24 protein-coding genes are annotated in these 24,285 nt (G+C 69.5%); 17 read left to right on the top strand and 7 right to left on the bottom strand.

Going from position 1 to position 24,285, the window contains the following annotated elements; translation table 11 throughout:
• Positions 1–2: 2 nt before the first annotated feature.
• Positions 3–878, top strand: coding sequence for a PHP domain-containing protein (locus IEY84_RS07925; RefSeq protein WP_183544034.1), 876 nt, complete (start codon positions 3–5; stop codon positions 876–878).
• Complete coding sequence (locus IEY84_RS07920; protein WP_183544032.1) at positions 875–1,474, top strand: MarC family protein; 600 nt, start codon at positions 875–877, stop codon at positions 1,472–1,474. Before IEY84_RS07925 ends, IEY84_RS07920 begins: the two co-directional genes overlap by 4 nt.
• A gap of 11 nt (positions 1,475–1,485) precedes the next feature.
• Here IEY84_RS07920 and IEY84_RS07915 read toward each other — a convergent pair whose 3' ends face one another.
• Positions 1,486–2,250 carry an SDR family NAD(P)-dependent oxidoreductase gene (locus tag IEY84_RS07915; RefSeq protein WP_183544030.1) on the bottom strand — a complete coding sequence of 255 codons (765 nt, stop codon included), beginning with the start codon at positions 2,248–2,250 and terminating at the stop codon, positions 1,486–1,488.
• A gap of 220 nt (positions 2,251–2,470) precedes the next feature.
• Here IEY84_RS07915 and IEY84_RS07910 point away from each other — a divergent pair, with 220 nt between their 5' ends.
• On the top strand, positions 2,471–3,094 hold the full coding sequence (locus IEY84_RS07910; protein ID WP_183544028.1) for a L,D-transpeptidase: 624 nt from the start codon (positions 2,471–2,473) through the stop codon (positions 3,092–3,094).
• A 53-nt stretch (positions 3,095–3,147) separates the two neighbouring features.
• Here IEY84_RS07910 and IEY84_RS07905 read toward each other — a convergent pair whose 3' ends face one another.
• Positions 3,148–4,620: a DEAD/DEAH box helicase gene (locus IEY84_RS07905; RefSeq protein WP_183544026.1), complete on the bottom strand. Its 1,473-nt coding sequence runs from the start codon at positions 4,618–4,620 to the stop codon at positions 3,148–3,150.
• 175 nt (positions 4,621–4,795) lie between these two features.
• On the opposite strand from IEY84_RS07905, the gene IEY84_RS07900 reads away from it, so the two are divergent.
• Positions 4,796–5,497, top strand: a complete 702-nt coding sequence (locus IEY84_RS07900; RefSeq protein WP_183544024.1) for a ferritin-like fold-containing protein — start codon at positions 4,796–4,798, stop codon at positions 5,495–5,497.
• On the top strand, positions 5,487–6,548 hold the full coding sequence (locus IEY84_RS07895) for a C39 family peptidase (RefSeq protein ID WP_183544022.1): 1,062 nt from the start codon (positions 5,487–5,489) through the stop codon (positions 6,546–6,548). Before IEY84_RS07900 ends, IEY84_RS07895 begins: the two co-directional genes overlap by 11 nt.
• 170 nt (positions 6,549–6,718) lie before the next feature.
• Here IEY84_RS07895 and IEY84_RS07890 read toward each other — a convergent pair whose 3' ends face one another.
• From IEY84_RS07890 to IEY84_RS07880, 3 genes are all read right to left on the bottom strand, one after another.
• The gene (locus IEY84_RS07890) at positions 6,719–7,030 is read right to left on the bottom strand and encodes a hypothetical protein (RefSeq protein WP_183544020.1); all 312 of its coding nucleotides are present in this window, start codon (positions 7,028–7,030) and stop codon (positions 6,719–6,721) included.
• Between the two features lie 138 nt (positions 7,031–7,168).
• Positions 7,169–7,390 carry a DUF3107 domain-containing protein gene (locus IEY84_RS07885; protein ID WP_183544018.1) on the bottom strand — a complete coding sequence of 74 codons (222 nt, stop codon included), beginning with the start codon at positions 7,388–7,390 and terminating at the stop codon, positions 7,169–7,171.
• Between the two features lie 101 nt (positions 7,391–7,491).
• The gene (locus IEY84_RS07880; RefSeq protein WP_183544016.1) at positions 7,492–8,124 is read right to left on the bottom strand and encodes a TetR/AcrR family transcriptional regulator; all 633 of its coding nucleotides are present in this window, start codon (positions 8,122–8,124) and stop codon (positions 7,492–7,494) included.
• A gap of 127 nt (positions 8,125–8,251) precedes the next feature.
• On the opposite strand from IEY84_RS07880, the gene moeZ reads away from it, so the two are divergent.
• The 11 genes from moeZ (at position 8,252) to IEY84_RS07825 (ending at position 20,702) form a co-directional block, all read left to right on the top strand.
• A complete protein-coding gene (moeZ, locus tag IEY84_RS07875) occupies positions 8,252–9,466 on the top strand; it encodes an adenylyltransferase/sulfurtransferase MoeZ (RefSeq protein WP_183544014.1) in 1,215 nt (404 codons plus the stop codon).
• A 142-nt stretch (positions 9,467–9,608) separates the two neighbouring features.
• Positions 9,609–9,899, top strand: coding sequence for a hypothetical protein (locus tag IEY84_RS07870; RefSeq protein ID WP_183544012.1), 291 nt, complete (start codon positions 9,609–9,611; stop codon positions 9,897–9,899).
• The gene (locus IEY84_RS07865) at positions 9,896–10,558 is read left to right on the top strand and encodes a class F sortase (RefSeq protein WP_183544010.1); all 663 of its coding nucleotides are present in this window, start codon (positions 9,896–9,898) and stop codon (positions 10,556–10,558) included. Before IEY84_RS07870 ends, IEY84_RS07865 begins: the two co-directional genes overlap by 4 nt.
• Before the next feature lie 60 nt (positions 10,559–10,618).
• Complete coding sequence (locus IEY84_RS07860; protein ID WP_183544008.1) at positions 10,619–11,488, top strand: S1 family serine peptidase; 870 nt, start codon at positions 10,619–10,621, stop codon at positions 11,486–11,488.
• Positions 11,489–11,551: 63 nt separating this feature from the next.
• Complete coding sequence (locus IEY84_RS07855) at positions 11,552–11,872, top strand: MGMT family protein (protein ID WP_183544006.1); 321 nt, start codon at positions 11,552–11,554, stop codon at positions 11,870–11,872.
• A complete protein-coding gene (locus tag IEY84_RS07850) occupies positions 11,872–12,537 on the top strand; it encodes a lysophospholipid acyltransferase family protein (protein ID WP_183544506.1) in 666 nt (221 codons plus the stop codon). Before IEY84_RS07855 ends, IEY84_RS07850 begins: the two co-directional genes overlap by 1 nt.
• A gap of 70 nt (positions 12,538–12,607) precedes the next feature.
• On the top strand, positions 12,608–13,306 hold the full coding sequence (locus IEY84_RS07845; protein ID WP_183544004.1) for a hypothetical protein: 699 nt from the start codon (positions 12,608–12,610) through the stop codon (positions 13,304–13,306).
• On the top strand, positions 13,287–13,718 hold the full coding sequence (locus tag IEY84_RS07840) for a cupin domain-containing protein (protein ID WP_183544002.1): 432 nt from the start codon (positions 13,287–13,289) through the stop codon (positions 13,716–13,718). Before IEY84_RS07845 ends, IEY84_RS07840 begins: the two co-directional genes overlap by 20 nt.
• A 3-nt stretch (positions 13,719–13,721) precedes the next feature.
• Entirely contained in the window at positions 13,722–14,012 is a 291-nt protein-coding gene (locus tag IEY84_RS07835; protein ID WP_183543999.1) for a DUF1905 domain-containing protein, read from the top strand.
• Positions 14,013–14,070: 58 nt separating this feature from the next.
• On the top strand, positions 14,071–17,457 hold the full coding sequence (locus tag IEY84_RS07830) for an ATP-dependent helicase (RefSeq protein ID WP_183543997.1): 3,387 nt from the start codon (positions 14,071–14,073) through the stop codon (positions 17,455–17,457).
• A 32-nt stretch (positions 17,458–17,489) separates the two neighbouring features.
• On the top strand, positions 17,490–20,702 hold the full coding sequence (locus IEY84_RS07825; protein WP_444544190.1) for an ATP-dependent helicase: 3,213 nt from the start codon (positions 17,490–17,492) through the stop codon (positions 20,700–20,702).
• A gap of 483 nt (positions 20,703–21,185) precedes the next feature.
• Here IEY84_RS07825 and IEY84_RS07820 read toward each other — a convergent pair whose 3' ends face one another.
• A complete protein-coding gene (locus IEY84_RS07820) occupies positions 21,186–22,991 on the bottom strand; it encodes a hypothetical protein (RefSeq protein WP_183543993.1) in 1,806 nt (601 codons plus the stop codon).
• 37 nt (positions 22,992–23,028) lie between these two features.
• Here IEY84_RS07820 and nudC point away from each other — a divergent pair, with 37 nt between their 5' ends.
• On the top strand, positions 23,029–23,940 hold the full coding sequence (gene nudC / locus IEY84_RS07815; protein ID WP_183543990.1) for an NAD(+) diphosphatase: 912 nt from the start codon (positions 23,029–23,031) through the stop codon (positions 23,938–23,940).
• A gap of 18 nt (positions 23,941–23,958) precedes the next feature.
• On the opposite strand, the gene IEY84_RS07810 is transcribed toward nudC, so the two are convergent.
• Complete coding sequence (locus IEY84_RS07810) at positions 23,959–24,201, bottom strand: mycoredoxin (protein WP_183543988.1); 243 nt, start codon at positions 24,199–24,201, stop codon at positions 23,959–23,961.
• Positions 24,202–24,285: the final 84 nt, after the last annotated feature.

Genomic DNA, 24,285 nt, shown 5'->3' with positions numbered 1-24,285 from the left:
TGGTGCGCATCGACCTCCATACTCACTCGCGGGTGAGTGACGGGACCGATTCGCCCACCGAGCTGGTCCAGGCGGCCAAGGCTGCCGGGCTCGACGTCGTCGCGATCACCGACCACGACACCGCCGGCAGCTGGGACGAGGCGGCCACCGCTGCGACGGAGGTGGGGATCGAGCTGGTGCGTGGCATGGAGATCAGCACCGGCCTCGCCGGCCACGGCGTGCACCTGCTGGCCTACCTGCCCGACCGGACCTACCCGCCCCTGGTCGAGGAGCTCGCTCGCGTCCTCGTGGGCCGCGACGGACGGCTTCCGCTGATGCTGGACCGGCTGATGGGGCTCGGCATCGAGGTGTCCCTCGAGGACGTCGCCGCCGTCTCCGGTGATGCTGCGGCCTCGGGGCGTCCACACCTGGCCGACGCACTCGTCGCCAAGGGGTACGTGCGCAGTCGCGACGAGGCGTTCAACCGCTACCTGGGGGCAGGGAAGCCTGCGTACGTCAACCGTTACGCAGCCCCGCTCGAGCCGATGATCCGCACCGTCGCCGCGGCCGGCGGGGTGACCGTGATCGCCCACCCCTGGGGCCGTTCCGGACACCAGCAGCCGGACGAGGCGGCCATCTCCGCGCTGGTCGACGCGGGCCTGTCCGGGCTCGAGGTCGACCACCAGGATCACACCCCTGAAGTGCGCGAGAAGCTGCGGGTGATCGCCCGCAATCTCGACCTCGTGGTGACCGGTTCCAGCGATTACCACGGCACCGGGAAGGTGGGTCACCATCTGGGAGTGAACACCACTGCACCAGCCGAGTACGAGCGGCTCCTGGAGCGAGCCGCCGCAGCCTCGGCCGCCTCCGGACGCACCACCCCCGAGGTCGTACGGTGACCGAGATCTTCGTCTCCACGTTCGTGACGCTCTTCGTGATCATGGACCCGGTCGGCACGATCCCGATCTTCCTGTCGCTCACCGCCGGTCAGTCACCGGCCAAGCAGCGCCGCGCGGCCGTCCTCGCGGTCGCCGTCTCCTTCCTGGTGATCACGATCTTCGCGCTGTTCGGACAGGCGATCCTGCACTTCCTGCACATCTCCCTCGAGGCGCTGCAGTGCGCCGGCGGCCTGCTCCTGCTGCTGGTCGCCCTCGAGCTGCTCACCGACAACTTCGACGACCCCGTCGCCGCCGCCGGAGCCAACGTGGCCCTGGTGCCGCTCGGCACCCCGCTCCTGGCCGGCCCCGGCGCGATCGTCGCCACCATGGTCTTCACCCAGGAGGTCGACTCCGTCGGGACCGCCTTCGGGCTCGGCCTCGGACTCATCGTCGTCCACCTCGCGCTTCTGGTCGCGATGGTCTTCTCCATCCCGATCCTGAAGGTGCTCAAGGAGTCCGGAGTCCTGCTCATCACCCGGATCGCCGGTCTGCTGCTCTCGGCGATCGCCGTCCAGATGGTCGCCGACGCGGTCACGACCTTCATCGCGAACGCTTGAGCGCCGCCCGGCTACCTGCGACCCAGGGACTGAAACTTCTGGAGTACGCCGGTCGGGACCGTCCGCGCGAGAGTGGCCAGGGCCTTGTAGCGCTTGCTCGGGATCGAGAAGGTCTTGTCGCCCTCGTAGTCGTCGAGAGCCTCACGGACCAGGTCGTCGACATCGAGCCACATCCATGCCGGGGCGGAGTCGTAACCGGAGCCGAGACGCTCGTGGAACTCGGTCTTGGTGAACCCCGGCAACAGGGCCATCACCTTGATCCCCTTGCCGGCGTACTCGTTGTGGGCCCACTCGGTGAACGAGTTGATCCACGCCTTGGCGGCCGAGTAGGTGCCGCGCGGCAGGTAGGAGGCGACGGAGCCCACGTTGATGATGCCGCCGCGGCCACGGGCCACCTGGGCGCCCAGCGCGGCGTGGGAGAGGCGCAGCGGCGCGATGACGAGCACCTGCGCCATCGCGGTCTCCTCGTCGGCGGTGTTGTCGAGGAACCGGTGCTTGAGGCCGTGCCCGGCGTTGTTGACCAGCAGGTCGACGGGGTGCTCGGCGTCGGCGAGGCGTGCCTCGACGCGGGCCAGGTCGGCGCTGTCGATCAGGTCGGCGCGGAGCACCTCGACGCCGATGCCGTGAGCGTCCGCCAGGTCCTTGGCGACGGCGTCGAGCCGGGCCTCGTCGCGGGCGACGAGGACGAGATCATGGCCGCGGGCGGCGAGCTGCTGGGCGAAGGCCAGGCCGATGCCGGCGGTCGCGCCGGTGACCAGGGAGGTGGGGTTCGACATGGGGCAATCCTGCCACCACGCGGGGCGCGGCGGACTCGGGTATCAGGACGCAGGTCCACCTGCGGAACCGAGGTTTCTGCCTGTCGTGTGACAGTTGACTTGCGGTCACCGGAGTTTGGATGATGTTCGATGTGGATTTCGCATGCGGACTCGGGCGCGTGGTGGAGAAGTGAGCCGCGGCGGGCGGCACACGAGACCTCGCCCCCTCCGACGCGCCAAGATGCTCGTAGCCGCGTGCTTGCTGACGGCGACCGGTCTCTATGGCGGGTTGGAGGTCATCGCCGAACCTCCGGCCGACGGCCGACCCAGCATGGCCGACAGCAGCGGTGGCGTGAAGCTGGGCGCAGGGGATGAGGCTCGCACCCCGGTCCGGCCGGACGAGGGCCAACGAGAGCCGGTGACCAGCCGCCACGTCGACGCCTGGGTCGCCGCCGCAGAGAAGATGCTCCCCGCCGACTCCGGCAGTGGCCGCCGGGCGGTCTTCTCGATCAGTCGTCAGCGGGTCTGGATCGTGTCCGCGGCCGACCGGCCGCTGCGTACCTATCCGGTCTCGGGCAGCGTCTACGACAACCTGAAGCCCGGCACCTACCGGGTCTTCTCGCGCTCCAAGCATGCGAGAGGCATCGACGACTCGGGCACGATGAAGTGGTTCGTACGCTTCACCCGGGGACCCAACGCCGCGATCGGGTTCCACAACATCCCGGTCGACAAGGGCAAGCGCGTGCAGTCCCGGGCCCAGCTCGGCACCCCGCTGTCGCACGGGTGCATCCGCCAGGCCGAGCCAGACGCGAAGGCGATGTGGCGCTTCGCGCGGCTCGGCACCAAGGTGGTCGTCACGGACTAGTTGCCACTAGCGGGTTCCCTCGCGTTGGCGAAGGAACACGCTGGCCGGCGAGCTCAGTCCGCCTTGGGGGCCGAGCTGCTCGATGAGCGGCGGCGACGGCGGCGCCGGGGAGCGGAGCCCTCGGACTCGCCGTCGGCGGGCTTCGCGGTCTCGGCTGCTGCCGGAGCGGCGGCCTTGTCGACGACCTGGCCGCTGCGGGAACGCGTGCGCTGACGGTCGCGGTTGCGCGGGGCGCGCTCGCGCTTCTCGCCGTCCCTGTCGGAGCCCCTGTCGGAGCCCTTGTCAGAGTCCTTGTCCTTGGGCTTCGCGGGCGCCGCGGCCTTGATCCGGCCCTTGGTGCCCTTCGGGATGCCCATGTCGTGGAGGAAGTGCTCCGAGGAGGAGTAGGTCTCCTGTGGCTCGTCGAAGGGAAGGTCGAGAGCCTTGTTGATCATCTTCCACTTGTGCAGGTCGGCCCAGTCGACGAACGTGACCGCGACGCCGGAGGCGCCCGCCCGGCCGGTGCGGCCGATGCGGTGGACGTAGGTCTTCTCGTCGTCCGGGGTGGTGTAGTTGACCACGTGGGAGACGCCGGTGACGTCGATGCCGCGGGCGGCGACGTCGGTGGCCACCAGGACCTCGACCTTGCCGTCACGGAACTTCTGCATCACCCGCTCACGGGCGGCCTGCTGCATGTCGCCGTGCAGGGGAGAGGCCGGGAAGCCGCGGTCGGCGAGGTCGTCGGCGACCCGCTGAGCCTGGCGCTTGGTGCGGGCGAAGACGACGACCTTGTCGTGGTCCTCGCACTGCAGCAGGCGACCGATCATCTCGGGCTTGTCGAGGTCGTGGGCCTGGTAGACGAACTGCGCGGTCGCGGGCACGGTCTCGCGCTCGCTGGCGGACTCGGCGCGGATGTTCATCGGGTGGCGCATGTAGGAGCGGGCCAGCGCCACGATCGCACCCGGCATGGTGGCCGAGAAGAGCAGGGTCTGGCGGGTCTCCGGGGTGAGGGTGACCAGCTTCTCCACGTCGGGCAGGAACCCGAGATCGAGCATCTCGTCGGCCTCGTCGAGGACGAGGGCGTGCACGTGGGAGAGGTCGAGGACCTTCCGGTTGGCCAGGTCGATCAGCCGGCCCGGGGTGCCGACCACGAGGTCGACGCCCTTCTCGAGCGCGTCGAGCTGGGGGTCGTAGCCGGCGCCGCCGTAGACGGTCAGCACACGCAGGCCGCGGTCCTCGGAGATCATCGAGATCTCGGCGGAGACCTGCATGGCCAGCTCGCGGGTCGGTGCCACGATCAGCGCCTGCGGCTTGCCCTGGGGCAGGTCGACGTAGTCCGGGTCCTTGGGGGACACGCTGCGCTGTACGACCGGGATGCCGAACGCCAGCGTCTTGCCGGAGCCGGTGCGGGCCTGGCCGATCAGGTCGGTGCCCTGCAGAGCGACCGAGAGGGTCATCTCCTGGATGGCGAAGGGGGTGGTGATGCCTTTGCGCTCGAGCGGAGCGCAGATCTCGGGGTGAACACCGAGGTCCTTGAACGTCGTCATGATTTCGTCGCTACTCGCTTGTCTCATCGAATGCGGCGAGCGACTCACGGGTGTCTCGAGCTTGCCAAGCGAGTGCCACGCCGCGCACATACGGGGATCCAGACCACCGCGATACGGAGTTGAGTATCAGCGGTGCTGGGTCGGTCAAACGCCATTCTATCGGTAGGGTTCTCCCGTGGTTGCATCGTCAGAGTTCGCGGGTCCTCAGGATCCCTTCGGTGATCCCGTCTACAAGGCTGCTGTCATCGACCTGTTGGGAGCTGTCGCCTATGGCGAGGTCTCGGCCGTCGAGCGGTTGACCGACGACGCCAAGATGGCGCCGTCGCTGGAGGACAAGACGGCTCTGCTCGCCATGGCGGCCGCTCAGCACGCCAAGATCCAGCCGGTGCTCGACCGGCTGGAGGAGCTCGGAGCCGACTCGTACGCGGCGATGGAGTCGCTGCGCGCCGGCTTCGACGAGTTCCACATCCACACCAAGCCGGCGGACTGGTGGGAGTCGCTGGTCAAGGCGTACGTCGGTGACGGGCTCGCCAACGACTTCTACCGTGAGGTCGCCGGCTTCCTCGACGAGGAGACCCACAAGCTCGTGGTGACCACCCTCGAGGACGTCGGCCGAGCCGACTTCGTCGTGGACCGGGTCCGGGCCGGCATCGAGCGTGACCATCTCATCGGCGGCCGGCTGGCGCTGTGGGGCCGTCGTCTCATGGGCGAGGCTCTCACCCAGGCGCAGCAGGTCGCCGCCACCCGCGAGGGGCTCAGCGAGCTGATCACCGGCGACCACATCCCTGGTCTCGACCTCGGCTCGATCGGCGAGATGATCACCCGGCTCACCCAGCGTCACGTCGAGCGCATGGGCAAGCTCGGGCTTGAGCACTGAGATCCTCTGGACCGCCTGGTCGGGCGCGGAGATCGCGCCCGAGGCCGGTGTGTGGACGTCGCCCGAGGTCAGTCCCGGGTTCTCTTTCGACGAGCTGATCCCGTCCTGGAACGTGGTGACACCGCCCGGGACGTGGGTGGAGGTCGCGGCTCGAGTGGTTTCCGAGTCGGGGGAGCGGAGCGGCTGGCTGGTGCTGGCCCGCTGGTCATCGGATCCGGCATTCACCTCCACCTCGGTCGCCGGGCAGGACGACGCGGTCGCGGTCGCGGCCGACGACACCATCGTGGGGCGGGACGGGCGCAGGTTCACGACGTTCTCGCTGCGGCTGAGCCTGCACGGGTCCGCTGCGAGCCTGCCGCGGACGAGCCTGCTCGGTGCGATGGCGTCGGCGAACGCCCGGGACTCGGCGCCGGCGCCCGGTGCGGTGTCCCGTGGGACGGTCGTGGGCGGCGTACCCGCCTATTCGCAGCAGCTCCATCGAGACCGCTATCCGCACTGGGACGGCGGCGGTCAGTCCTGGTGCAGTGCCGCCTCGACGGCGATGATCACCGACTACTGGGGCGTCGGTCCGACGCTCGAAGAGACGGCCTGGGTGGACTACGACACCCCAGACCCGCAGGTGCCGTTCACCGTGCGGGAGGTCTACGACGAGTCCTTCGGCGGTGCCGGCAACTGGGCCTTCAACACCGCCTATGCGGCTGCGCGGGGGCTGGTCGCGTACGTCACCAGGCTCCGCTCCTTCACCGAGGCCGCGCGATTCGTCGAGGCCGGGATCCCGCTGGTGCTCGCCGTCTCGCACAGGGAGGGCGAGCTGACCGGCGCGGGGTATGTCACCAACGGCCATCTGCTGGTGCTGGTCGGCTTCGACGAGTCGGGCGACCCGGTCGTCCACGACCCCGCCTCCCACAAGATCGCCAGCGACGCGGAGGTGCGCACGACGTACGACCTCGGCGAGCTCGATCGCGCCTGGGCCCGTTCCGGGCGGGTCGTCTACGTGGTTCGGCCGCCGGGGGTTGCGTCGCCGCAGCCCCCGGCGCAACCGAACTGGTGACGCGCTCGCTCGCCATGTAACACGTCGTTCGTAGGTCTATCCGGTCGTTATAACAGGCGAGTAGTCCCACGAACGACGTGTTACACGAGGCGGGCCACCACGCACGCGACAAAACGGAAGCGGTCCCACCCCAGAGGGGCGGGACCGCTTCGCTGTGACCTGGGTGAGGCTCAGGCCTTGGACTTTCCGGTGACACCTGCGGCCACGACGACCGCGATGGCGGCGACGACGACCTGCCAGAGGTGACGCCACCAGTCGATGCCCTTGGACGTGTTCCACATGTCGTAGTCGGGGTTGCCCGCGACGTTGCCGGCCACGCCGAAGATGGCGTAGTAGATCCAGCCACCCACGAGCATGCCGACGATGCCGCAGACCACGACGAGCCAGAACGGAATGTTGTCCCGGCTGCCCGGGGCGAGGAACTTGCCAAGCAAACCGATGACGACGCCGCCGATGAGGGTGACGAGAATGGTCCCGATCATGCCTAATCCCTTCAGGTTGAGATGGACGCCATGAATGCGCCTATCCCTCGATAGTGCACCTGTTGGGACGTGATTGCACGGGCGACATGGCCCAATCCGAGAGTTGGCCGCCCGAAATCAGGGACATCCCCCAGTGATTCAGCCGGCGAAGCCGACCTTGCCGACCTTGGCCGGACCGATCTCGATGTAGGCGAGCTTGTCGGTCGGGACGATGACCTTGCGGCCCTTGCTGTCGGTCAATGCGAGCACAGCACCTCCGCCGAGGGCGTCGGCGATGAGCTTCTCCACCGACTCGCTGGACTCCTCGGTCTCTACGACGAGCTCACGGGCGGCCTGCTGGACGCCGATCTTGACCTCCACGGGTCCTCCTTGCGATGGGTCGATCAATGCTTCGGAATCCTCTCACACGGAAGGTGAGGAACCCCGTCGTTGCGCTACGAGCGGAAAACGTCGGATCGACGTCAGTCCGACTTGGGGTAGCCACCGATGCCGCGCCAGGAGAGCCCGGCGACCAGGCGGGCTGCGTCGGCCTGGGACAGGTTGCCGTTGTCGTGGAGCCAGTAGCGCGCGCTGACCTGGATCTGGCCGACGAGGCCGACGGCGAGCAGGTGGGAGGCGGCGGGGGCGAAACCGGTGTCCTCGGCGATGATCTCGGCGATCACCTCGGCGCACTCGTTGGTGACCCGGTCGACCTGCTCGCGCACGGCGGGGTCGTTGGTCAGGTCGGACTCGAAGACGAGCCGGAAGGCACCGGACTCGGAGGCCACGTAGTCGTAGAAGACCTCGACGGTGCGTGCCACACGCTCTTTGTTCTCGTCGGTCGACGCCAGGGCCTCGCGGGTGCGATCGATGATCTCGTTCGCGGACTTCTCCAGCAGCGCCAGATAGAGGTCCAGCTTGCCGGGGAAGTGCTGGTAGAGAACGGGCTTCGAGACTCCGGCCCTCTCGGCGATGTCATCCATCGCGGCGGCGTGGAAGCCGTAGGCGACGAAGACCTCGAGAGCGGATTCGAGAAGCTGGGCTCGTCGCTCCGTGCGGGGCAGTCGCGCCCCTCGCGGTCGAGTGGGGTCGAGCTCGGATTGGTGCGTGGTCACCCCCGCAGCCTACCCGCTGGTACTCGGATCGCGGGACGCGTCGTTGCCTCGTCCACAGATGAGGGAACATGGAGAAGTGCCTGCGGTGTTCAAGCAGGCATACGTACGTCCGAACTGAGGAGCCGTTGTGTCCCTAGCCCCGCTCGTGGAGCCCGCTGACGAGCTGACGATCGACGAGGTGCGCCGCTACAGCCGCCACCTCATCATCCCCGATGTCGGCATGGACGGGCAGAAGCGCCTGAAGAACGCCAAGGTGCTGGTCATCGGTGCCGGTGGTCTCGGCTCGCCCGCCCTGCTCTACCTGGCCGCGGCCGGTGTCGGCACCCTCGGCATCGTCGAGTTCGACGAGGTCGACGAGTCCAACCTGCAGCGCCAGATCATCCACAAGCAGTCGACGGTCGGCCAGCCGAAGGCCGACTCGGCCGCGGCGGCGATCAGGGAGGTGAACCCGTACGTCGACATCGTGCTGCACGACGTACGCCTCGACAACGACAACGTGCGCGAGATCTTCACCGGCTACGACCTGATCGTCGACGGCACCGACAACTTCGCGACCCGCTACATGGTCAACGACGCGGCCTACTTCCTGGGCATCCCGTACGTCTGGGGCTCGATCTACCGCTTCGACGGCCAGGCGTCGGTCTTCGCGCCGACGATCGGCGAGGACGCGCCCTGCTACCGCTGCCTCTACCCGGAGCCCCCGCCCCCGGGCATGGTCCCCTCGTGCGCCGAGGGCGGCGTGCTCGGCGTCCTCTGCGCGAGCATCGGGAGCATCCAGGTCAACGAGGCCATCAAGATGCTGACCGGCATCGGTGAGCCGCTCGTCGGCAAGCTGATGATCTACGACGCCCTCGAGATGGAGTACCGCAAGCTGAAGGTCCGCAAGGACCCCAACTGCGCGCTGTGCGGCGAGAACCCGACGGTCACCGACCTGATCGACTACGACGCCTTCTGCGGTGCGCTCTCCACCGAGGCGGCCGACGCCGCGGCCGGCTCCACCATCTCGGTCACCCAGCTCGCCGAGATGATCAAGGAGCGCGAGGAGAACAGCCGCGACTTCGTCCTCGTCGACGTGCGCGAGCCGAACGAGTACGAGATCAACAAGATCCCCGGCGCGGTCCTCATCCCCAAGGGCGAGTTCCTCAACGGCAACGCGATCCCGCAGGTCGCCGAGCTCACCGGTGACGGTGCCAAGCCGCTCGTGTTCCACTGCAAGAGCGGCGTACGCAGCGCCGAGGTGCTCGCGATCGCCAAGGGCGCCGGCTACGCGGACGCGGTCCACGTCGGCGGTGGCGTGGTGGCGTGGGTCAACCAGATCGACCCGAGCCAGCCGTCGTACTGATCCGGGTTACTGAACTGTTGGCCAGCGGTGGCCCCTCTGGGGCCGCCGCTGGCTTTATCTGTGCGGGGCGTACCCGATAGTTTTGCAGCGCAGCTGCGGGGGGCGGAGTTGCATCAATGCCCGAACCTCGGAGGAATCGACGTTGTTCACACGCGCTCGTCTCAGCGCGACGCTCGCCGGTGCCACTCTGGCCGGCGGACTTCTTCTCGGCGCCCCTGCCAACGCGAGCGACCAGGCCCCGGAGCCGGTCTCCGGCGCGGCGGTCGGGTCGACGATCGACCCGGATCGGCTGGAGTCGAACGTCGCGGACCCGACCCGCGGCGTACCTCCCTCGTATGTCTTCGCGGGGGTCGGTGCGCTGCTGATGGGAGCAGGCATCGGGCTGGCCGTCCGACGCCGCCGGGCTGAGGCTGTGGCACGCTCGGCCGAGTGAGCCATGGCTACCCCCACCCAGATCCTCCCCGTCCTCGCAGGCGCGCACCCAGCCTGAGGACCTTCGTCGGGGAGATCTTCGTCGTCGTCTTGGTGGTCGCGGTCGCGGTGCTCGGGTATGCCGCCTACGACTACTACATCAAGATCGACGAGGCCACGACGACCAGCTCGACCCCGCCGGCGACCACCTCCTCGATCCCGGCCGACGCCCTGGCCGAGGTGCCGAAGAAGAAGGGCAAGGTACGCGGCGTCTCCATCCCCGCGCTCAACGTCCACGCCGACGTGGTGCCGCTGGCGATGGAGGACGGCACGCTCACCCCGCCCGCAGACGCCTCGCTCATGGGCTGGTGGAAGGGCGGCGCCAAGCCTGGAGCGGACGACGGCTCGGTGCTGATCGTCGGCCACACCCTGCACAACGGTGGCGGCATCCTCGACCGGCTGGGCGAGGTCAAGGAGGGCGAGGAGATCGTCGTGCGGACCAAGAACGACGAGTTCAGCTACACGGTCCGGTCTGTTCGAGACCTCTCCAAGGAGCAGGTCGCCGAGCGGAGCACGAAGCTCTTCGACCCCGACGGGGAGCCGAGGCTGGTGGTGGTGACGTGCGACGACTGGGACGGCACCTCCTTCCAAGGCAACACCGTCGTCGTGGCGGTGCCGTAACCCCCGGCCACCGGTCGTCGTTACTTGTGAGTCACATCACCTAAGGAACGAGGCCCCCACATGCTCCGCACCCGTCGTTCGGTACGCCGCGCCGCAGCCATCGCTGCCGGCACGCTGACCGCCGCTCTCGTGCCCGCTCTGATCCCGGCTCCGGCCCACGCCTGGGCGCCGGCCGACACGGCCACCATCACCCCGGGCGTGCAGATGTACACCCAGGGCGCCCAGTGCACCGCCAACTTCGTCTTCGCCGACTCCTCCTCGAACGTCTACGTCGGCTACGCCGCCCACTGTGCAGGTCTCGGCGAGGCCACCGACACCAACGGCTGCGCGGCAGAGTCGCTCCCGCTGGGCACGCCGGTGACCTTCAACGAGGGCGGGTCGTTGCTGGGCGAGGGCACCGTCCTGGGCAAGGGGAAGCTGGCGTACTCCTCCTGGCTGACCATGAAGAAGCAGGGCACCAAGGACGCGAACACCTGCGCCTACAACGACTTCGCTCTGGTCAAGGTCGACGCCGCCGACAAGGGCAAGGTCAACCCGAGCGTCCCGATCTGGGGCGGCCCGACCGGCGTCGACACCGACGGCACCGCGGCCGGCGACAAGGTCTACTCCTACGGCAACTCCTCGGTGCGCGCCGACCTCGACCTGCTCTCGCCGAAGATCGGCCTCTCCCTCGGGGACAGCGTCAACGGCACCCGCTGGTCGCACCCGCTCTACAACCTCACCCCGGGCATCCCCGGCGACTCCGGCTCCGGCTTCCTGAACGCCGACGGCCAGGCCGTCGGCACCCTGTCGACCCTGGGCCTGCTCCCGCTGCCGGCGTCCAACAACATCGGTGACATGGATCTCGAGCTGAAGTTCGCCCAGGCGAGCTCGGGCATCTCCGGGCTGCGTCTGGTCAAGGGCACGGAGCCGTTCAGCCCCATCCTCTGAGCACGCTGCTGGTCGACACCCGCTCGCTGGCGCTCGCGGGGCTCGACCAGCGAAAGTAGTGGCATGACGGACCGGGAGGCGTACGTAGAGGCCGTGCTGCGTCTTGTCGACCAGATCCCACGCGGGCAGGTGACGACGTACGGAGCGATCGCGGACGCCCTCTTCGACGAGTTCGGGGGCGGTCCGCGACAGGTCGGCTCCGTGATGGCGCGCGAAGGTGCCGGGATGCCGTGGTGGCGGGTGGTGCGGGCCGACGGCTCGCTCCCCGCCTCCCACGGCGAGGAGGCCCGGCAGGCCTATCTCGAGGAGGGCACCCCGCGTCGCGTCTCGGGGGCGGTGGACCTGCGCGAGGCGCTGTGGCTGCCGCCTACGATGAGCACGTGATGTATCGCGTCCTCCACGCCGTCGTGCCACCCCTTCTACGGGCCGTCTGGCGCCCCACGGTGACGGGGGCGGAGAACGTCCCTCGCACCGGTGGCGTGATCCTGGCCAGCAACCACCTCAGTTTCGCCGACTCGATCGTGATCCCCTCGGTCTCGCCCCGGCCGGTGCACTTCCTGGCCAAGTCCGACTACTTCACCGGCACCGGCCTCAAGGGCGCTGCGCAGAAGGCCTGGTTCGAGGGCATGGGGATGCTGCCGGTGGACCGCGACGACCCGCAGGCCGCGCTCGGCTCCTTGGAGGTCGCTCTCGAGGTCCTCGGCAAGGGCGAGGCGTTCGGGATCTACCCGGAGGGCACCCGTTCGCGCGACGGGCGGCTCTACCGCGGACGTACGGGGGTGGCGCACCTCGCGCTGACCGCCGGCGCACCTGTCGTGCCGGTGGGCCTGCGGGGCACCGCAGAGCTCCAGCCGGTGGGGTCGAGCCTGCCGCGCCTGGCGAAGGTCACGGTCGAGTTCGGGCAGCCGATCCAGGTGGCGGGCCGCTTCGACGGCGTACCTCTCGGCAAGGCCCGCCGGGTCATCACCGACGAGGTGATGGCGGCGATCGCCGTGCTGAGTGGCCAGGAGGCGGCCGGCGTCTACAACGAGCGGCCGGCCGACGTCTGATTGCCTGTTGCGCCGCGGCGAGAAGGGGCGCATTCTGGAAGGTGGACCCCTATCAGCCGAGGTGAGGCAGATGGCCACCACGACCGTGTTGCAGGACGAGCTGCGGCGCAAGCACGACGAGCTCTCTGGGCGCCTGGCCCACGCGCGCAGCATCATCGCCAGGCCCGAGCAGACCCGACGGGGCTGCCCACCGATCGACCAGTTCAACGCCGGTACGTCTCGATACCTGCACGCGGTGGACGAGGCGCTGCTGCCCGCGGTCTCCGCCAACTGCGAGGGCGGCGACGGTCTGGTCCATGACTATCTCCCCACCGCGCGGCACCTGGAGGTGCTGGTCTTCCACGTGAAGGCGCACGAGTACGGCTCCACCTGGGAGACCACCCACTCGTGGTCGACGCTGTGGGACGAGGTCGAGAAGGCGCTCGACGCTCAGGAGGAGAAGGAGGACGAGATGGTCGTGCACCTCGAGGAGGAGGCCTCCGACGACGTCCTCCTGCTCGTCGCGGAACGGATCATGGCGGCCGAGCGCAGAGCGCCGTCGCGTCCGCACCCCCGCCTCCCCCACACGGGCCTTTCCGGCAAGGTCGTACGCCGCCTGGCCCGCCCCGTCGACGCGGTGTGCGACGCGCTCGAGAACCGCTCGGTCGGTGGCCCGAAGCCGCTGCCCCACAAGAAGCCGGGCCTGATCTGGCAGTACCTGCTCGGTGACCCGCGCTTCCCCGACGACCCTGCCAACCAGACCCGGCACAATGAGCCGGGTGACCGCTGACCCCATCACCTCTGCACTCGACCTCGCGCCGCACCCAGAGGGTGGCTCGTTCCGCCAGACCTGGGCTGCTGCCGAGAACGTCGCCCTGCCCGACGGACGGGTACGCCCGACCGCGACCCTGATCTACTTCCGGCTCCTGGCCGGAGAGTCGTCCGCGTGGCATCGTGTCACCTCGGACGAGATCTGGCTGGCGCACACCGGCGTCGTCTCCCTGCAGTACGGCGGCGCCGGTTCGGCTCCGGTCGAGGGCGAGACCGTGCTCGTCGGGGTGGATCTGGGGGCCGGGCAGGTGCCGCAGGCCGTCGTGCCGGCGGGGGTGTGGCAGCGTACGGTCCCCTCGGCCGAGGACGCGCTCGTCTCCTGCGTGGTCTCGCCCGGGTTCGACTTCGACGACTTCGAGCTGGCTGAGTAAGCAGTGGAGTACGCCTTCGAAGGAGCCGTCATCGAGTGGCGTGGGCCGGCGCCGTTCTACTACGTGCCCATGCCGGTCGAGGATGCCGAGGACCTCAAAGAGGACGCCAAGGGACTGGAGTACTGGGGCCAGGTCGCCGTCACCGCCACCATCGGTGCGACCACCTTCACCACCGCGCTGTTCCCCAAGGACGGCACCTATCTGCTGCCGTTGAAGGTGGTCGTCCGGAAGGCCGAGGGGATCGAGCTCGACGACGTCGTGGGCGTTCGGATGCGGCTGGGCCACGACGTCTGAGCGGGGCGTGTGAAGCGACCCCTGAAAACTGTCGGTGTCGTCTGATTGGGTGGGACCCGTGAGTGTCGCCTACCGCCTTGCCCCGCCGCCGAGCGCAGCCGCCGTGCCGGTGCTCGACGAGCACCAGCGGTCGGTCGTGGAGCATCCCGGCGGACCGCTGCTGGTGCTGGCCGGGCCCGGGACGGGCAAGACGACCACGCTGGTGGAAGCGGTCGTCGACCGGATCGAGAACCGCGGCGTACGACCTGACCAACTGCTCGCGCTGACCTTCTCCCGCAAGGCCGCCGAACAGCTCCGCGACCGGGTGACGGCGCGGCTGGGGCGCACCCTGTCGGGGGCGGTCTCCTCGACGTTCCACTCCTTCGCCTACGGCCTGGTGCGGCGCTATGCGCCGGCAGAGCTCTACGCCGCGCCGCTGACGCTGCTCTCCGCGCCGGAGGCCGACGTGGTGCTGCAGGAGCTGCTGGCCGACCACCCGGAGTCGGTCCGTTGGCCGGAGCGGTTCCGGATGGCGATCGGCACCCGCGGGTTCGCGCGCGAGGTGCAGACCGTGATCGCGCGGGCACGCGAGCGTGGGCTGGACCCCGACCAGCTGGTGGCGCTCGGCCGCGACGAGCGGATCGAGGAGTTCGTCGCGGCGGGCTGGTTCCTGGAGCAGTATCTCGACGTGCTCGGGGCCCAGTCGGCCATCGACTATCCCGACCTGATCATGCGCGGGGTGATCGAGGCCGAGCGGCATGCGGCCGAGCTCAGGGCCGAGTTCACCTGCGTGTTCGTGGACGAATACCAAGACACCGATCCGTCGCAGGTCGCCCTTCTGCAGGCGCTCGCGGGCGACGGGCGCGACCTGATCGTGGTCGGCGACCCGGACCAGTCGATCTACGGGTTCCGCGGCGCGGACGTCAACGGGATCCTCGACTTCCCCGCGCAGTTCCTGACCCGCGAGCGCCGCCATGCCCCGGTGGTCGCCCTGGGGACGACGCGCAGGTTCGGGTCGCGGCTGCTGCGGGCGTCGCGGTCGATCGCCGCCGGGATCTCGGTGCGCGGTTCGATCCCGGCCGCCGCCTACGACACCTTCCGCAACCCGAACCCGCTGGCGCAGGACCCGGGGCGCGCCGAGGTGCTCACCTTCGACACCGACCGCGCCGAGACCGAGCACATCGCCGACCTGCTCCGCCGGGCGCATCTCGAGGACGGCATCGACTGGTCCGACATGGCCGTCCTGGTGCGCTCGGGCCGGACCTCGATCCCACAGCTGCGCCGGTCGCTGACCGCCGCCGGTGTGCCGGTCGAGGTCGCCGCCGACGAGACCCCGCTGGTCCGCGAGCCAGCGGCCGCGGTCCTGCTCGACGCGCTCGGGGTCGTCGTCGACGCCGACGTCGAGTCGGACCTCGACGAGCGCTACGTACGTCCCGAACGCTGTGAGGAGCTGCTCACCGGTCCTCTCGGCGGGCTGGACGCCACCGACGTCCGCGCGCTCACCCGCACGCTTCGGGCGAGGTTTCCCGACGTGTCTGCGAGTGAGCTCGTACGCCGCGCCGTGCTCGATCCGTCGTCGCTGCTCGAGCCCGCCGCCTCCCCGCAGGTCGAGCCTGGCGACTCCTCGCTGGTCGAGCCCGGCGAGCGCCAGCGAGCCGGTGTCGAGACCAACACGGTCCTGTCGAGCGCCGACGAGGACCGTGTTGGTCTCGACACGCCTCCGCCTAGCGGCTCCGGCGGCTCGACCAGCGGGGGCGGCTCGACCAGCGGGGGCGAGGAGCGGGTGCTGGGGCGCGTACGCAGGCTTGCCGCTCTCCTTGCCGAGGCTCGCCGTGTGCTGGACGGCGGCGCGGGGGCCGAGCAGGTGCTGTGGACGCTGTGGGACGGCGCCGAGTGGGGGCAGCGGCTGCGGGCGCAGGTCGAGTCCGGTGGCCCGGCGGCGCGGATGGCCCACCGGGACCTGGATGCGGTCGTGGCGCTCTTCGACACCGCCGCCAAGATCGAGGGCCGGCAGGAGTTCACCTCGGTCGAGACCTTCCTGGCCACGCTCCGTGCCCAGGAGATCCCGGCGGACACGCTGGCCGACAAGGGGGTGCGCGGATCGTCCGTGCGGCTGCTCACCGCCCACCGATCCAAGGGGCTGGAGTGGGGGCTCGTGGTGGTCGCTCATGTCCAGGAGGGTGCGTGGCCCGATCTGCGGCGTCGCGACTCGCTCCTCGGGCCCGACCGGATCGCACCGGCGCTCCCGGACGGTCATCACGGCGGGCTGCTGCCGCCGCTGACCCGCTCGGCGATGCTCGCCGAGGAGCGCCGACTCTTCTACGTCGCCGCCACCCGGGCCCGGTCCCGCCTGGTCGTGACGGCGGTGAAGTCGCCCGACGACGACGGTGACCAGCCGTCGCGATTCATCCACGAGCTCGGCCTGCGCGAGGACCAGATCCGTCACCGGGTCGGCCGGCCGACCCGGCCGCTGTCGTTGGCCGGTCTGGTCGCCGAGCTGCGCCGCACCGCCGCTGATCCGGCCCAGCCCGGCGCGCTGCGGGAAGCGGCCGCGAGAAGGCTGCAGATGCTGGCTGCCACCGAGGTGCGCGGGAAGCGGATCGCGCTCGCCGCCGACCCGTCGACCTGGTGGGGGCTGCGAGCGCCGACGTACGCCTCGGCCCCGGTCCGCCCCGAGGACCGTCCGATCACGCTGAGCGCGTCGGCGCTGGAGGCCATCCTGACCTGCCCGGCGCAGTGGTTCCTGGGCCGTGAGGCGGGCGGTGCGGTCACCGACTCCTCTTCGCAGGGGTTCGGCAAGGTGGTGCACGCGATCGCCGAGCAGCTCGCCCGCGGCGTCCTGGAGGCCGCGACGGTCGAGGACCTGATGCCGTTCGTGGACGAGGTGTGGGGCCGGCTCGAGTTTCGTACGCCTTGGTCGGCTGCCCGCGAACGCGAGGCGGTCCGCGAGGTGCTGGCCCGGTTCCTGACCTGGCACCGGCGCCCCGGCGCGCGGACCGTGATCGGGTTCGAGGAGCAGCTCACCGCGAAGATCTCGCTTCCCAGCGGCGAGACCGTGCGGCTCAACGGCTATGCCGACCGTTTGGAGCTCGATGAGAGCGGCCGGATCGTCGTCGTCGACCTGAAGACGGGGAAATATCCGCCCACCGCGCAGGAGGTCAAGGAGCACGGTCAGCTCGGCCTCTACCAGCTGGCAGTCGAGCACGGCGCCGCATCCGAGCTCGCGCCCGGGGCGACGTCCGGGGGAGCGGAGCTGATCCAGCTGCGCCACCCCGCGGGTTCGGGGAGCGAGCTACCGAAGGTGCAGGTGCAGGCACCCGAGCCGCCCGAGATCATCGCTCAGCTGGAGAAGGCGGTCGCAACGGTCCGGGCCGAGGAGTTCGTGGCCAGGCCCGGCAAGCAGTGCGACCGGTGCCAGTTCGTCGCGCTCTGCCCGGCGCAGACCTCGGGGTCGGTGCTGTCGTGAACCCAGGAATGAACCCAGAGATGAACGCCGCGATGAAGGTCGAGACCCCCGAAGAGCTCGCCAAGCTGATGGGCCACGACTGGCTCTACAGCGAGGAGCAGTTCCGCGCGATCACGGCTCCGCTGGAGCCGGCCGTGGTGATCGCCGGCGCCGGGTCAGGCAAGACCGCGGTCATGGCCGCCCGAGTCGTCTGGCTGGTCGCCACCGGCCGCGTGCTCCCCGGGGAGGTGCTCGGTCTGACCTTCACGACGAAGGCGACGGCCGAGCTGGCCACCAGGATCCGGGAGTCGCTGCAGAAGGCGGGGCTGTGGCCCGAGCGCCGTGAAGGGCCGCCGAAGCCCGGTGAGGAGGACGAGGAGCCTGCCGAGCCGACGGTCTCGACCTACCACTCCTACGCCTCCGGGCTGCTCTCCGAGCACGGGTTGAGGATCGGTCACGAACCTGACACCCGGCTCATCGCCGACGCGACCCGCTACCAGCTCGCGGCCAGGGCCGTGGCGCGGCACAGCCACCCGGTGGAGAAGCTGACCGACTACCCGAAGCTGGCCGTGCAGCAGCTGCTCGCGCTCGACTCCGAGCTCTCCGAGCACCTCGTCGACCCCGCCACTCTGCGTGCCTACGACCGCAACGAGCGGTCTCTGTTCGCGCTGGAGGCGGCCGACCTCAAGGCTCAGCTGGCCGACGGGAAACGCGTCAAGACCAAGCTGACCAAGGTCGAGAAGGCGATCGACGCGATCGACAAGCGCTACGAGCTGCTCGACTTGGTCGACGGCTACCGACGGCTCAAGGACCGGCTCGGGCTGATGGACTTCTCCGACCAGATCGCGCTGGCCGCCCGGCTTGCCGTGGAGACCCCCGAGGTCGGTGAGATCGAGCGCGGGAAGTTCAAGGTCGTGCTGCTCGACGAATACCAGGACACCTCGGTCGCCCAGGCCCAGATGCTGGCCCGCCTCTTCGGCGACGGGCATCCGGTCACCGCTGTCGGCGACCCCAACCAGGCGATCTACGGCTGGCGCGGCGCCTCGGTGAGCAACATCCTCGAGTTCGGCCGCGACTTCCCGACGAAGGACGGGAGGCGCCCCGCCTACTCCCTGACCGTCAACCGCCGCTCGGACGCCCGGATCCTCGACACCGCCAACCGTCTGGCCGACCAGCTCTATGAGGGCCGCGAGAAGGAGCGCCTGGTCGCCGCCGAGGGGGCGCGCGACGGTGAGGTCCGGGTGCATGTCCACGAGACGTACGACGAAGAGCTGCTCTGGCTCGCCGACAAGGTGATCGAGGCCCATGAGGCTGTCGGGGAGTGGAAGGAGATCGGCGTCCTGACCAGGGACAACTCCCAGGCGGCGGCGGTCTTCGACGCGCTCACCGCCCGCGAGATCCCGGTCGAGATCGTCGGTCTGAAGGGGCTGCTCCGACTGCCCGAGGTGGCCGAGGTGGTGGCCACCATGGAGCTGCTCCACGACGTCACCGCCAACGCCGCGCTGCTCACCCTGCTCGCCGGCCCGCGCTGGGCGATCGGTCCTCGTGACCTGGCCATCCTCGGCCGCAGGTCACGTGACCTGGCAGGGGTCGTCGGTGGTGCGGAGGAGTTCGCCGACGTCGAGCGCCAGCTGGAGGCGGCCGTCGAGGGCACGGACCCCACCGAGATCCCCTCGCTCAACGACGCGCTGGAAGATCCCGGTGAGCCTTCTGACTACGACTACTCTCGGCAGGCCAGGGAACGCTTCAAGCTGCTCGCCGACGAGCTCCGCGGGCTACGGCGCGCGGTCAACGAGCCGCTCCTCGACCTGGTCCGGCGGATCATCGAGGTCACCGGCATCGACGTCGAGCTGGCCGCCTCGGTCTCCCCGGCAGCCTCTGCCCGGCGCGACAACCTGGACCTCTTCGTGCAGGCGGTCGCCGAGTTCGAAGGTCTCGACGGCCAGGTCACCCTGGCTGCGCTGCTGGCCTACCTGGAGGCGGAGGATGAATACGGCCAGGGTCTCGACGTCGCCACCCCGTCGGAGGCCGACTCGGTCAAGCTGCTCACCGTCCACCGCGCGAAGGGGCTGGAGTGGGACGTCGTCTTCCTGGTCGGCGTCACTCACAAGAAGTTCCCCACCGGCCAGACGCGATCCTCCTGGCTGACCGTACCCTCGGTCATGCCCGCCGCGCTCCGCGGTGACCGCGACGACCTGCCGCAGCTTCAGGGCCACGACGCCGACTCGATCGACGGCCTCCTCGCCGAGCGCAAGGAGCACGAGCGGGTCGAGGAGCTCCGGCTGGCGTACGTCGCCTGGACCCGCGCCCGCCACGTCCAGTTCGTCTCGTGCTGGCGCTGGTCGCCGTCCCTGAAGGAGGGGCGGGGGCCGTCGCTCTACGTGGAGAAGACCCGCGAGGCACTGCTCCAGTGGGGTGCCAAGCCCGACCGGTGGGCCGACGTGGTTGTGAAGGGCGAGGAGGAGAGTCCCTACGCTGCGCAGGAGGTCGACCTGCCCTGGCCGATCAACCACCACACCCCCGAGGTGGAGCGCCGCCTGGAAGCGGCCAGGCTGGTCCGCGAGGTCGGCCCGGGACCCGACGATCTCGACGACCTCACCCTGCTCGAGACGGTGAACCAGTGGGACGAGGAGATCGAGCGGCTGCTCACCGAGGCGGAGCGCGAGCGCGCCCCGGAAGTGGTCGTACCCCTGCCGTCGTCGCTGTCGGCCACCGCCATGTCGAAGCTGCGCGACGACCCGCTCGGCTTCGCCGCCGACCTGGTCCGCCCGATGCCCCGCAAACCCTCCTCCCAGGCCCGCTTCGGCACCCGGTTCCACGCCTGGGTCGAGGCCCGCTTCGGCCAGCAGGACCTCTTCGACCCCGACGACCTGCCCGGTCGTGCCGACCACGGCATCGAGGACGAGTCCGGTCTCGAAGAGGTGATCGCCGCCTTCGAGCAGGGCCCGTTCGCCGACCGCCCCCCGTTCCGGGTCGAGGCCGCCTTCGCGATCGTCCTGGCCGGTCAGGTGGTGCGCGGCCGGATCGATGCGGTCTACCAGGAGCCCGACGGTTCCTTCCTGATCATCGACTGGAAGACCAACCAGACCCAGAACGCCGATCCTCTTCAGCTGGCTCTGTATCGGCTCGGGTGGGCCGAGCTGATGGGGGTCCCGTTGTCGCGGGTCCGGGCGGCGTTCTACTACGTGCGCTCTGGGCGGCTCGTCGAGCCTCCTGCTCTTCCTGGTCGGGAGGAGTTGGAGCGGATCGTAGGCGGGGATCGGTAGCCGCTTCTTTTCGGCGCGCGTTTGGGGGTCGTTGTTTGTGGCTGGGGTTGCCGCCGACCCGTTCTTGGAGGGTGTTCTCGCCGCCGTCCGGAGTCAAGGACGGCCTGCGGCCGCCGGCTTCGCCGGTCGCCTGCGGCGATCCTTGACACCGGCCGTCGGCGAGAAATTTGGCTGGCTATCGGGTCGGCGGCAGGGGTGTGGCGCGGGGGCTTTGGTTGGTCACGGCGTGGGAGGCGAATGAACGTTCGTTCGCGCGGGACTCGTCCGGCAGGTGGGGCGTGTGGCGGGTGAATGAACGTGCGTTCGCCCTGTGGATGTGAATGAACGTTCGTTCATCGCTGAGGCCTCCCCGTCCGATGGAGGCGTGGGGCGGTCACCTGCCGTGGGTGCGTGTGGCGGCCCAGCCCAGCCCCAAAATCTCGGTACCAGAAGCGCGCCGGAACGAGCGACTCGCCCGAGCGGCTCACCCGAGACTCACCCGGCCTACTCAACCGTCCGAGCAACCTCAGGAAGCTCCCCCGACTCTCGCAACGAATCGAGCAGGTCGCCGGGAAGAATCCAGACGGTGGCCAGCGGGAACGGCCGCTCACGCAGCATCACCGCCCCGGTGACGAACGCCGGCTCGCCGTCCGGGCAGGAGAAGACGATGTCATCGCCCCACTCCCACTCGCGCTCCACGATGGTCGGGAGCATCCACCACATCAGCCAGTTGCGCTCGGAGTTCATAGACTGGCGGCGACGCGGGCAGTTGTTGTCGTAGGCGACGACCGCGTCGGGGTGCTCGGCGAGGATCGAGCGGAGGTCGTTGATGACCGGGGTGGCGTGATCGAAGCGGTCGTGGAACCGGTCGGAGCCCACGTCTGCGACGGCGGAGGCGGTGGTGCCGAGCACCAGGACGAGCGCGGTCACGACCACCGAGCGCACCCGGTCCGTCACCCGTGAGATCAGGGCGAGGAGCGTCCAGATCGCCAGTGGCACCAGGGCACACAGTGTCGCGATCAGCCAGAAGCGGTTGTCGTTGGTGAACGACGGGATCGGGCCGGGCTGGGGGAACTGGCCGTCGGGAAGCGCCCACCAGAACGGGATCGCGCCCGGGATGTGCGCCGGTGTGGTGTAGGCCCAGGTGGGTGCGTCGGGGGCGACGACGAAGATGGTCACCAACGAGATCCCAGCGGCGATCACCCAGGTCCAGAGGAGGACCGCCCGGGAGCGTACGGCCTGGATCGCCGCGCACACCCCGGCCAGCACGAGGACCGCGAAGAGCGGGTCGATGTAGCGCCCGTAGATCCAGTAGTCGAAGCGGCGCCACTCCATGGTGAACAGCGAGTACTCGTTGCCCCAGTTCAGGCAGCTGAGGACATACATCGACCCGGCGGCGATCAGCACGAACCCAGCCGGTCCGACCTGCCGTGACCGCAGCTCCTTCCAGAACATCGCGGTCACCACGACCAGGCCGACGACCACGACGCCGAGGCTGCCGACCATCTGCGTCCAGGCTTCGCCGGCGAAGGTGTTGACCCAGAACCGGGGGTTGGCCTCGAGGACCTTCTCGAAGAAGCCCTGCGCCTGGATGAACTTCCACGGCACCAGCTGCGCGTGGAACCAGAGCGCGGCCTTGTTGGCGACCACGGCGAGCAGACCGGTGGCGACGAGACCGACCAGCGTGATGAGGGCGACCCGTCGCTTGCGAGCCAGGAGGCTGTGGACGAGAAAGCACACCAGCCACAGTGCGACCGCGGCGACGAAGACCTGCATGCGGGCGTGGGAGAAGAGCGAGAGACCGGTGAGCAGGCTGAGCAGGAGTACGCCGCGGTAGGTCGGCTTGTCCCAGAGCCGGAACGCGACCAGGGTCGCCACCACGACGAGCAGCGTGATCAGCCGCTCAGAGAGGATGTAGTCGGCCTGGATCGCTCGCGGCGGCAACGCCATCACGGTGGCGCCGGCGACCACGCCCTGCGCCGGCGTGACACCGCTGAGGCGCACCGCGACCCGGGCCAGCGGCCAGATCGTGACCATGCTGATCACCAGACCGACGACGATCGCCATCTTGTAGAACGTGAACACGTTCGAGGTGATCAGCCACAGCGGGGCCAGCAGCACGCCCCATCCGGGGTAGTAGCCGGGAGTGTTCAGCTGCGGTGAGTCGAGGCCGAGCACGGTCCGCCCATGGATGACGGTGCCGATCTCGTCGTACATGAACGAGAGGCTGGAGCCCCAGGCGACGTAGACGTTGATCGCAAGAGCGACCACGACGGAGACGACAGCGGCGATGCGCCAGAACCGATCCACGCGGCGGAACATATACCCACCTCATAGGCTCTGCTGGGTGGACTCCCCGAAGCTGCCCATCCATCTGCAAATCACCCAGGACCCTCACGACCGCTCCGGCCATCTCCGCGCCGACGACGGCTGGGTCGAGAAGACCTGGGCCGACCAGTCCACGAGAGTCCTCGTGGTCGCCGGCAACAGGGTCGAGCCGGCGGCCGGGGCGCGAGTGAGGTGGCGTACGCCGGCGGATTCTCCGGACGGGATCCGGGTGCTCCTCGGCGACACCCACGAAGGTGCACGGTTCGCGGTGCTCACCGGGCGTGAGGAGGCCGGCGAGACCTGGCGCGACCTGCGCGGGCTCTTCTCGGCCATGCTCGCAGACACGACCGAGGCAAGCTTCTTGATGCATGCGATCGGCCTGGCCGAGTGGCACCGCGCGACCCGGTTCTGCTCGCGTTGCGGGGGGAGGCTCCAGCCGCGCGCGGCCGGTCACGAGCTGGCCTGCGCGGAGGGACACGTGATCTTCCCCCGCACCGATCCGGCGGTGATCATGCTGGTGACGTCGGGGGAGCCGGGGAGCGACGAGGAGCGTTGCCTGCTCGGCAACCACACCCGCTGGCCGGCGCCCAACTTCTCCACCCTCGCCGGCTTCGTGGAGCCGGGGGAGTCGCTCGAGGACGCGGTCCGTCGCGAGGTCGCCGAGGAGGTCGGCGTACGCGTCGGGCAGGTCGACTACTTCGGCAACCAGCCCTGGCCGCTGCCGGCCAGCCTGATGCTCGGCTTCTTCGCGCGGGCGGCATCGACCGAGATCATCGTCGACGAGGACGAGATCCGGGAGGCGCGCTGGTTCACCCGCGCGGAGCTCGCTGCCGTCGCCGAGAGCGGCGAGATCAAGCTGCCCAGCGGCATCTCGATCAGCCGGTCGCTGGTCGAGGAGTGGTACGGCGGAGAGCTGCCCGGATCGTGGTGATCGAGGCCTGACGAAGGGTCAGGCCAGCTCGGCGAGCTTCGTCTTCACCTGAGCGATCGACGGGTTGGTCATCGCGGTGCCGTCGGAGTAGACCAGCGTGGGGACGGTCTGGTTGCCGCCGTTGACCTTCTCGACGATCTGGGCGGCCTCGGGGACCTGCTCGATGTCGACGATGTCGTACTCGATGCCCTCACGCCCGAGCTGGCTCATCAGCCGCTTGCAGTATCCGCACCAGGGCGTGGTGTACATCGTGAAGCTCATCCGGCTCTCCTCATCAGACTGTCGGTGCGGGCCCATAGGGTTGGTCCCGAACCCCTAACGTTCCCATGCCCAGGAGCCATTCCC

The organism is Nocardioides albus (assembly GCF_014648255.1).
GTDB classification, from domain to species: domain Bacteria; phylum Actinomycetota; class Actinomycetes; order Propionibacteriales; family Nocardioidaceae; genus Nocardioides; species Nocardioides albus.
Note: the sequence above shows the minus strand (reverse complement) of the source record. Positions and strands in the feature narration are given on the sequence as shown.

Coding starts and splice junctions, on each gene's coding strand:
- IEY84_RS07850 (WP_183544506.1), top strand. CDS start 11,872: ATGTATCGCGTCCTCCACGCCGTCGTGCCACCCCTTCTACGGGCCGTC.
- IEY84_RS07855 (WP_183544006.1), top strand. CDS start 11,552: ATGACGGACCGGGAGGCGTACGTAGAGGCCGTGCTGCGTCTTGTCGAC.
- IEY84_RS07905 (WP_183544026.1), bottom strand. CDS start 4,620: ATGACGACGTTCAAGGACCTCGGTGTTCACCCCGAGATCTGCGCTCCG.
- IEY84_RS07825 (WP_444544190.1), top strand. CDS start 17,490: ATGAAGGTCGAGACCCCCGAAGAGCTCGCCAAGCTGATGGGCCACGAC.
- IEY84_RS07910 (WP_183544028.1), top strand. CDS start 2,471: ATGCTCGTAGCCGCGTGCTTGCTGACGGCGACCGGTCTCTATGGCGGG.
- IEY84_RS07810 (WP_183543988.1), bottom strand. CDS start 24,201: ATGAGCTTCACGATGTACACCACGCCCTGGTGCGGATACTGCAAGCGG.
- IEY84_RS07860 (WP_183544008.1), top strand. CDS start 10,619: ATGCTCCGCACCCGTCGTTCGGTACGCCGCGCCGCAGCCATCGCTGCC.
- IEY84_RS07845 (WP_183544004.1), top strand. CDS start 12,608: ATGGCCACCACGACCGTGTTGCAGGACGAGCTGCGGCGCAAGCACGAC.
- IEY84_RS07890 (WP_183544020.1), bottom strand. CDS start 7,030: ATGATCGGGACCATTCTCGTCACCCTCATCGGCGGCGTCGTCATCGGT.
- IEY84_RS07840 (WP_183544002.1), top strand. CDS start 13,287: ATGAGCCGGGTGACCGCTGACCCCATCACCTCTGCACTCGACCTCGCG.
- IEY84_RS07915 (WP_183544030.1), bottom strand. CDS start 2,250: ATGTCGAACCCCACCTCCCTGGTCACCGGCGCGACCGCCGGCATCGGC.